This is a genomic window from Streptacidiphilus sp. ASG 303, assembly GCF_020991365.1.
Lineage (GTDB): Bacteria > Actinomycetota > Actinomycetes > Streptomycetales > Streptomycetaceae > Peterkaempfera.
The window spans coordinates 34,594-42,408 of the sequence record NZ_JAJLRA010000038.1 but is presented as its reverse complement, the minus strand read 5'-3'; the positions used below and the strand labels follow the sequence as shown (position 1 = coordinate 42,408).

Genomic DNA, 7,815 nt, shown 5'->3' with positions numbered 1-7,815 from the left:
CAGTTCCGCGCCATCGCCACCCGCTTCGACAAGCTCGCCACCCGCTACCGCACCGGCCTCGTCCTGGCCTCACTCATCCTGTGGCTCCGCGAACCCCAGACATGATCATTTGTCAGACACGGCCTAGGAGCCACTGGGACCGTCCCCGAGCTCGCGGTCCAGGCCCTGCGCGCCCTCCCGCAGGCCGTCGACCAGCTGCTGCCGGGCCCGCTGCCCGGCTTGGACGACCGCCCCGGCCACCGCGCCGGAGGCCGCGCCGACGGGACCTCCCGCCGCCCCGGCCCGGCCGCCGGCCACGGCCGCACCGCCTCCGCCGGCCGTGCCGGACCCGGCGCCCCCGGCGGCCGCGCCCGCTCCCGCACCGGGGCGGTGTCCGGCCGCCGCTGCTGCGGCGCCCGGTCCGGCGCCGCCGGAGGCACCCGAGGTCCCTGAGCCTGCGGAGAGGCCGCCGCCGGACGCACCGCCGCCGGAGACGCCGGAGGGCAGCGCCGAGGTCAGCCCCGTCCGCCCGCCGGCCGCCGCACCCGACGGCCCGCCGCCGGAGCCGGAGCCCTGCGCGGGCGCGGCCGCGGAGCCGGAGGGCGCGCGGGCGCCGCTCGGCTCCCCGCCCCGGGCGGATCCGGCGCCGGCCGCGCCGCTGCCGCCGGCCAGGGCCAGGCCCGCCGGCTGGAACAGCCGCAGCAGTGCGGGCAGCACCACCACGGTGCCCGACAGCAGGGCCAGGCCCGCGATGGTCGAGCCGACGTCCGGCTGCGCCCCGGCGGCGCTGCCGATCAGCCGGTAGGACGCCGCGTACAGGGTCGCCGCCGCGGGCTTCAGGCACAGGAAGGCCAGCAGCCAGCCGAGCCAGCGGGCCAGCCAGCGCCGCCCGGTGTCGGTCAGCGCGCTGCCCGCCGGGATGCCGACCGTGCCGGCCAGCACCACCAGGATCGCGGCCCGGAAGTAGCCGACGACCAGGTTGAGCAGCGAGCTGACCAGGGCCACGACCACCAGGATCAGCGGCACCGCGGGCCCGCCCATGGCCGTGGTGAGGGAGCCGATGCCCGCGACGACCGTGCCCAGCTTCCGTCCGGCGTCCCCGCCGAGGCTCTGCTGGATGATCCAGGTGCTGTAGCCGTCGCCGACCTGCACGAGGACGTGCGTCCCGGACACCACGCAGCCGTTGACCAGCACCAGCGTGACCAGGCTCTGCACGATCACCCGCAGGTCCTGCAGACCCCGCAGCCGGTAGGCCATCCGCGCCCCGGCGACGACCAGGCAGGCCGCCGAGACCCAGGAGCTCAGCCACAGGGTGTGCTCCTGCAGCCAGGCCGCCGTCGTGGTGGCGCCGTTGGCGGACCGGCCCGCGGCCATCCCGGTCCCCGGCAGCGGCTCCACGCCGGGGGTGGGCACCTCGAGCCAGCCGGAGGTGATCAGCGCGGTGACCTTGCCCAGGCCCGCGGTGCACCAGTCGAGGAACTGCTGCACCGCGTTCTGCGCCTGCTCGCCGACCACGTCGCACGCGGCGCCGACGACCGGGACCGAGCACCAGGACATCAGACGCCGCCGAAGGGGGTGAAGCCGACCAGGGAGTGCAGCGAGGTGGCCGGGGTGGAGGTCCAGCCGTCGGGGCGCGCCACCAGCTTCCAGTCGCCGTCCTGCCACTGCACGGTGACGTCGAGGGACTTGAGCGAGCCCGCGGCGGCCGAACCGTTGACCAGGGTGACCACGGTGGTGTCGGGGGTGTAGCTGACGAAGCGGTACCCGGCGACCTGCGCCAGCTCTCCGGGCCGGACCTGCTCGTCGACCTGCCGCAGCTGCCGGATCATCTCGTCCCGACCCGGACCGGCCACCACCTGCCGCTGCGCCACGGTGGTCCGCGGCGCCGCGAGTCCGACCCGGTAGAAGAGGTTGACCGCCGCCATCAGCGCGCCGCGCGGGGTGCGGGCGTAGCAGCGGGCGACCGGGCCCTCGAAGCGCGTCGGCCCGGCCGCGGCCGAGGTCGGCAGGACGGCAGTGCTGACGACCGACCAGGTCACGTCGGCCGGCGGCTCCTGCGGCAGCGAGGGGTCGGTGTCGCGCGGTGCGCAGCCGGTCGCGGGCGGGACCGCGTCCCCGGCGGCGGCCGTCGCCGCAGGGGCGCTGCCGGCGTCCGGGGCGGCGGACCGCGACGGGCGGCCGGTGAGCGCCAGGACTAGGCCCAGGACCGCGATCCCGGCGACCAGGAGGACCGCGGCCGCCGTCCCCGCCGGGAGGCGCCGCTCGCCCGTTGCGCGTTCGCTCATCTCCGTGGCCCCTCAGGTCAGCAGCGCGTTGGCGATCATGCCGGCGGCGCTGATCACGACGGACCCCACGCACGCGCCGCCCAGCGCCTTCATGGCCCGCGAGCTGCCCTGGCCGCTGAAGTAGGCCCAGCAGAGGGTCCCGCCGCAGGCCACGAAGGCGACGCCGGCGGACCAGGCGGCCACGAAGGTGATCCAGCCCAGGATCGTGTCCAGCTTGGTGCCGACGCCCGGCGGCGGGGTGCCCAGGGCGGTCAGGACGGTGGTGGCGGTCATCGCGTCTCCTTCACGGGGCGCAGCGGGCGGTGGCGGTCGGCCGGGGCCGGCCGTGCGGGCGGCCCGGCCGGTACGAGCGGGGTGAGCCAGGCGGCGGTGGCCGTCCGGGTCGGCGCGGCGAGCACCGGGCGGGCGGGGGCCTTCCGGAGGTTGTCGGCGCCGGGGGTGCCCGCCTCCGCGCCCCGGTCGTCGGGGGCCGGACCGCGGGACGGGACGGACACCGCCCCGAAGGCCGCGCCGGGGGCCACAGCAAGCACCGGTGCGGCCGGCGCCGGGGCCGGAGCCCCCGCCGGGGCGAGGTCGCGCACCGCCTCCGCGAGCTCCAGCAGCGCCCGCACCGGGCGCCGCGGCTCCGCGCCGTCCCGCCAGGCCGGGATCCACGGGACCTGCCACAGCCGCGGCACCGCGCCGGACAGCGTCCGGATCCGCTCGCGCAGACCCCGGCCCGGCCGTGCGGGGGCGTCCGCGAGCAGCGCCAGGCCCAGCAGGACGACGGAGGCCGGGACCGTGCCGCGGTCCCACTCCTGGAGGGCGGCCTGCGCGGCGTCCAGGCCCCGGGCGTCGGTACGGGCCACCAGCAGCACGGGGACGCCGCCGGGAGCGCCCTGCACGTCGGGCCAGCGCCCCTCGGCGTCGGCGCCGCTGCCCAGCGCCCGCAGCAGCGAGGTCACCCCGGCCCCGCCGTGCACGCCCAGCGCCCACCAGGCCGCGGTCGCCGCCGGGTGCGCCGGCCGGCGCACCGGGTCCGGGGGCGGCGGGAGCGCGTCCGCCCGGCCGGGCACGGCGGGCGGCCGCGACCCGGGCGCGGCGGGGCCATGCCCCGTGCCGTCCGGCGGAACGGCGCCCGCCTCCCCGGGTTGCGGGGTGATCCAGAGGTTCACCCGGTCCGTCATGCCGCCGAAAGCTCCTCACCCTACGTCACCATGTGATCGCGGAGAGCACGTTACCGCTGGTGGGCGTGGTTCCCGGGCAGCGGACGGCGCGTCCCGGCCGTCCGACGGACGCCTCCACCCGCCTCAGGGACGGGCAGCGGCGCACCCCGGCCCTGTCGCGCCGTTCACCCGAAACGGTGCTTCGGTCCGGGTGACGTGCCCGGGACGGGCTAGCGCGGCGCCCTCCCCGCCGCCCGGCCGGGCCACCCTGGTGCCCGGCCACCTGACGCGACGGCAGATCGGAGACCGCCCTTGGCCGCCGCACCGCAGCGCCGCGCCGTGCTCGGCCTGTCCGGCCTCCTGCTGGCTTCCTGCGCCGTCGCCCAGGCCGGCCCCGTCGGCAGTGGCCTCCTGCCTGGCGCCGTCCCCTACGCGTACGCCGGCTGGGTCGGACGGGCCGGCGCCCTGTGCGCCGCCTTCCCGCCCGCCGTGATCGCCGCCCAGGTCAAGACCGAGTCCGACTGGAACCCCCGCGCGGTCGGCCCCGCCCCCGCCCGTGCCCAGGGCATCGCCCAGTTCCTCCCCGCCGCCTGGGCCCGCTACGGGCGCGACGACGACGGCAGCGGCACCGCCGACCCCCTGGAGCCCGGCGACGCGATCATGGCCATGGGCCGCTACGACTGCGCCCTGGCCGCCGACCTGAGCACCGGCCAGGGCTCCGGCCGGCTGCGCGGCGACCTCACCTCGCTCGCCCTCGCCGCGTACAACGCCGGCGTGGGCGCCGTCCTCGCCGCCCGCGGCGTCCCCCCGTACCCCGAGACCTAGGACTACGTCGCCCGGATCCTCGCCCTGGCCGCCGGCTACCAGCAGGCGCCCGCCCCGGCGGCCGGCGCCGGGGTCGCGGTCGTGGCGGCCGCCGAGCGGCAGATCGGACGGCCCTACGTCTACGGGGGCGGCGGCGCCACCGGCCCCACCCACGGCGGCTTCGACTGCTCCGGGCTGGTCCAGTACGCCGTCTACCAGGCCACCGGCGGCCGCCTGGTCCTGCCGCGCACCTCGGACCAGCAGCGCCGCGCCGGCCGCCGGGTACCCGTCGTCGAGATGCGGCCCGGCGACCTCATCGCCTTCGACATGCCCACCGACCCGGCCCCCTGGGGCCACATCGGCATCTACGCCGGCGGCGGCCAGATGATCCACGCCCCGCACCCCGGCTCCGCGGTCCGGGTCGAGCCGCTCACCACCCGCTACTGGCAGTCCATCCCCTGGGACGTGAGGAGGGTCGTATGACCCGTCACCGGCCGGCCCGCACAGCGGCGGCGGTCCTGATCGCGCTCGCCGCCTGCGGCTGCAGCCCCGGCGCCGCCCTGCCGCCCCTGCCGCCGACCCCGTCGGCCGCCGCGGGGGACGGCGCGGCCGCCGTCCAGCGCCCGCTGCCCGCCGGACGTCCGGGCACCCCCGTTGCCGGACTGCCGTCCGCCGCCGACCCCGGCGACGCCACCGCCGTCGCCCGGGCCGCCGTCACCGCCGACTGGACCTGGGACACCGCGCTCGACATCTCGCCCGCCGACGCCCAGCGCCGCTCCGCGCCCTGGCTCATCCCCGGCTACGCCGCCCTGGTCGCCGCCGCCCGGCCGGTCGCGGCCCCCGGCGCCGACTGGGCCGCGCTCGCCGCCCACCGGGGCTGGACGAGCGTCCGCACCCGGCAGGCCTTCGACGACCCCGTCCCCGACGGGGAACGCTCCGCCGTCCGGCAGTTCCTGGTCACCGTCACCGCCCACGGCCGGGACGGCTGGCGCGGTCCCGCCTCCACCCGCGTGCAGTACGCGCTCCTGACCCGCACCGGGCCCGGGGCGCCGTGGCGGGTCGCCGAGATGCGGGTGGCCCGGTGACCGCCGCCCGGGCCTCGGAGGCGTCCGAGACGGCCGAGGCGCCCGAGGTCCTCGAGGTGCCGGACTGGCCGTGCCCCACCGTCGCCGTCGACGCCCACGGCCGGGTGCAGGTCGACGGCATCGCGGTGCCCGTGCCCGGGGACGTGCCGCCCGACGGCGTCCGCTCCTGGATCCTGCGGCACGTCGCCGAACGCCACCAGCGGCTCGGCCGCCCCATCCGCGTCACCGCCGTCGACCCCGACGGCACCCGCTGGCCGATGGTCGTCCACCCCGACGGCACCGCCGTCCAGGCCCCCGCGCCGCCGGCGGGACGCCGTCTGCGGCGCGTGACCGCTGCGCCGCCCCGACCCGGCCGCACCCAGGCCCGCGGGCTGGCCGCGGCCGCGGTGTTCACCGCCGCCGCCCTCGGCCTGGGCGCCCTGGGCCTCGTCCTCACCTCCGGCGGCCACCACCCCGACCAGGCCCCGCAGGGACCGGCCGCGCCGCCCCGGCCCACCGCCCCGTCCGGGGCCAACCTCCCGGTCCCCGCCCCGCCCGGCTGGACCACCCGGGCCCGCTGGGCGGTGGCCCTCGCCCCCTACAGCCGCCCCGCCGTCGCCCCGGACGGCTCCGCCGTCGCCGTCCTCACCCCGGACCGCCGCCTGGCCGTCCTGGACCCCGCCACCGGAGGCGAACGCTGGAGCACCGGCCTGCCCGCCGGCGCCGACGGCACCCTGGTCCTCACCCGCATCGACGACGCCCCGGTCGCGGCCCTGCTCGCCGGAGCCCGCCTGTACTCCTGGCCGCTGGACGGCCCCGCCCACCCGCGCACCACCGTCACGCTGCCCGACACGGCCGCCGTCAGTGTGCTGGGCACCTCCCCGCTGGTCTCCCTGCCCGACCAGACCGCCGGTGTGGTGTCCGCAGGGGGCCTGCGCACCCTGGACGTCCCGGTCGGCGCCACCGCCCTCGCCGCCGACGGCACCACCGTCACCGCCGCCGCCCCCTCCGGCCGCTGGCTCACCCTCACCCCCGGCCGCCGCCCCGGCCGCCCGCGCACCATGGCCCCGCCCGCGCGCGGAGCCCGCCTGCTGCGGGTGGTCGGCCTCGACGGCCGGCGCCTCGCCGGACTGTGGCAGACGGGTGGCCGGCAGCAGGCTGCGGTCTACGACACCGCCACCGGCCGGATCCTGGCCCGCGCCGCCACCCCCGGCGGCGGCCTGGAACAGGCCACCGCCTGCGTCGGCACCGGACTGATCGCCCTCGGCCCGCTGGTGCTCGACACCGCCGCGCACACCTCCCGCACCGGCCCGGCCGCCGCCGTCCGCTGCGCCGCCGCGGGCGGCCGGATCTACCTCCAGGACGCCACGCAGACCTGGTACGACACCACCGCCTCCGCCAGCACCCCGCTGCCCGCCGGCGCCGCCGTCCCGGTCGGCGTCGCCGCCGGGCAGGCCCTGGTCGTTGCCGACAAGCTGCAGCAGCACCTGCTCTACGCGTTGCTGCCCGGCAGAGGCGGCGCGGACGCGGGTGCGGCGGTCGGTACGGGCCCCGGTGGTTCCCCGCCCGCCGTCGTCGCCAGCCCCCTCCCGCCCGGCCGCGGCTGAGCACGGCGGTGCACCGCGCCCGACACCCGCGTCGACGGCAACCCGTCCCCGTCCTGCCCCACGCCCCGCACGTCCTGCCCGAGGAGGAGTCCCGGATGCGCCCGCCCCACCGCTGCCGCACCGCCGCAGCCCTGCCCCTGATCGCCGCCCTGCTCACCACGGCGGCCTGTGCCGGGCCGTCCACCGGCCGGGCTCCCTCCCCGTCCCGCGCCGTGCCCCGGCCCTCCGCCCCGGCCGCCGCCGACCCCGCCGACCAGGCCCCACCGGACGCAGCCTGGCCCCCGGACGCACAGATCCCGGCACCCGCCTACGGCGTCCCCCTCTCCCCGCCGAGCCCGGACCCCACCGACGAGGCCACCCCGCCCCTCCCGGGCCCCGTCCCGGCTGGCGGCAATGCCCCCGCCCGTTCCCAGCCTGTCCGCAGGCTCCCGACACGTCCCATCGCACCGCGCCCGGCAGCCCCTCAGCCTCCCGCCCATACCCATCCCGACCTGCACCCTGCGGCGCCACACCCGGCAGTCCCGCACTCTCCTGTGCCGCATCCTGCGGTGACCGTGCCCACCGTGATGCCGTCGACTGCTCCCAACTCCGCCGCTCGACCAGCCGCACGCCCTGCCGCACCACAGCCGAACGCCCTCCCGCCGACCAGCGCCGACGAGCCCTCGGCACCCGCCACCACCCCGTCGAAACTGCCGGTACTGCGTCCCGCTGCCCCGACGAACACGTCCCCGAAGGCCCCGGCCCGGCAGCCGGTGAAGCACCAGGTCCGCCCGTCGGCCAAGAAGCCCACACTCACCGTCCCCAAGGGCTCGTGCAACGCCCTCGGCAAGCAGGGCGGCCTGCCCGGAGGCCTCCTGACCGCCTGCCGCCAGCTCTACGGATGACCGACCAGGCAGCACAGCGTGCAGCCCTCCCTGCTCCTCGGCCGGGA

General features: G+C 79.1%; 9 protein-coding genes and 1 pseudogene. 6 read left to right on the top strand and 4 right to left on the bottom strand.

Annotation, left to right across the window (positions count from 1 at the left end; all coding sequences use genetic code 11):
- Positions 1-105, top strand: a pseudogene (locus LO771_RS27935) (IS5/IS1182 family transposase); the annotation flags it as partial.
- Between the two features lie 18 nt (positions 106-123).
- Here the strand turns inward: LO771_RS27935 and LO771_RS27930 are convergent.
- Genes LO771_RS27930 through LO771_RS27915 form a run of 4 tightly spaced genes read right to left on the bottom strand, consistent with a single transcriptional unit; the run spans position 124 to position 3,430 of the window.
- Complete coding sequence (locus LO771_RS27930) at positions 124-1,536, bottom strand: hypothetical protein (protein ID WP_230747602.1); 1,413 nt, start codon at positions 1,534-1,536, stop codon at positions 124-126.
- On the bottom strand, positions 1,536-2,264 hold the full coding sequence (locus LO771_RS27925; protein ID WP_230747600.1) for a hypothetical protein: 729 nt from the start codon (positions 2,262-2,264) through the stop codon (positions 1,536-1,538). The genes LO771_RS27930 and LO771_RS27925 overlap by 1 nt, the downstream gene beginning before the upstream one ends.
- Positions 2,265-2,276: 12 nt before the next feature.
- Complete coding sequence (locus LO771_RS27920) at positions 2,277-2,537, bottom strand: hypothetical protein (protein WP_230747598.1); 261 nt, start codon at positions 2,535-2,537, stop codon at positions 2,277-2,279.
- Positions 2,534-3,430 carry a DUF6668 family protein gene (locus tag LO771_RS27915; RefSeq protein ID WP_230747597.1) on the bottom strand — a complete coding sequence of 299 codons (897 nt, stop codon included), beginning with the start codon at positions 3,428-3,430 and terminating at the stop codon, positions 2,534-2,536. The genes LO771_RS27920 and LO771_RS27915 overlap by 4 nt, the downstream gene beginning before the upstream one ends.
- A gap of 291 nt (positions 3,431-3,721) precedes the next feature.
- Between LO771_RS27915 and LO771_RS27910 the strand changes: the two genes are divergently transcribed.
- The 5 genes from LO771_RS27910 (at position 3,722) to LO771_RS27890 (ending at position 7,768) form a co-directional block, all read left to right on the top strand.
- Entirely contained in the window at positions 3,722-4,234 is a 513-nt protein-coding gene (locus LO771_RS27910; RefSeq protein WP_230747596.1) for a lytic transglycosylase domain-containing protein, read from the top strand.
- Between the two features lie 81 nt (positions 4,235-4,315).
- Positions 4,316-4,696 carry a C40 family peptidase gene (locus LO771_RS27905; protein WP_230747595.1) on the top strand — a complete coding sequence of 127 codons (381 nt, stop codon included), beginning with the start codon at positions 4,316-4,318 and terminating at the stop codon, positions 4,694-4,696.
- Positions 4,693-5,298, top strand: a complete 606-nt coding sequence (locus LO771_RS27900; protein ID WP_230747593.1) for a hypothetical protein — start codon at positions 4,693-4,695, stop codon at positions 5,296-5,298. Before LO771_RS27905 ends, LO771_RS27900 begins: the two co-directional genes overlap by 4 nt.
- Positions 5,295-6,884, top strand: a complete 1,590-nt coding sequence (locus tag LO771_RS27895; protein WP_230747592.1) for a hypothetical protein — start codon at positions 5,295-5,297, stop codon at positions 6,882-6,884. Before LO771_RS27900 ends, LO771_RS27895 begins: the two co-directional genes overlap by 4 nt.
- Positions 6,885-7,432: 548 nt before the next feature.
- Entirely contained in the window at positions 7,433-7,768 is a 336-nt protein-coding gene (locus tag LO771_RS27890; RefSeq protein WP_230747590.1) for a hypothetical protein, read from the top strand.
- Positions 7,769-7,815 lie beyond the last annotated feature (47 nt).

Excerpts from the sequence above, each read along its gene's own strand:
- LO771_RS27930 (WP_230747602.1), bottom strand. The coding sequence starts at position 1,536 with ATGTCCTGGTGCTCGGTCCCGGTCGTCGGCGCCGCGTGCGACGTGGTC.
- LO771_RS27920 (WP_230747598.1), bottom strand. The coding sequence starts at position 2,537 with ATGACCGCCACCACCGTCCTGACCGCCCTGGGCACCCCGCCGCCGGGC.
- LO771_RS27900 (WP_230747593.1), top strand. The coding sequence starts at position 4,693 with ATGACCCGTCACCGGCCGGCCCGCACAGCGGCGGCGGTCCTGATCGCG.
- LO771_RS27925 (WP_230747600.1), bottom strand. The coding sequence starts at position 2,264 with ATGAGCGAACGCGCAACGGGCGAGCGGCGCCTCCCGGCGGGGACGGCG.
- LO771_RS27915 (WP_230747597.1), bottom strand. The coding sequence starts at position 3,430 with ATGACGGACCGGGTGAACCTCTGGATCACCCCGCAACCCGGGGAGGCG.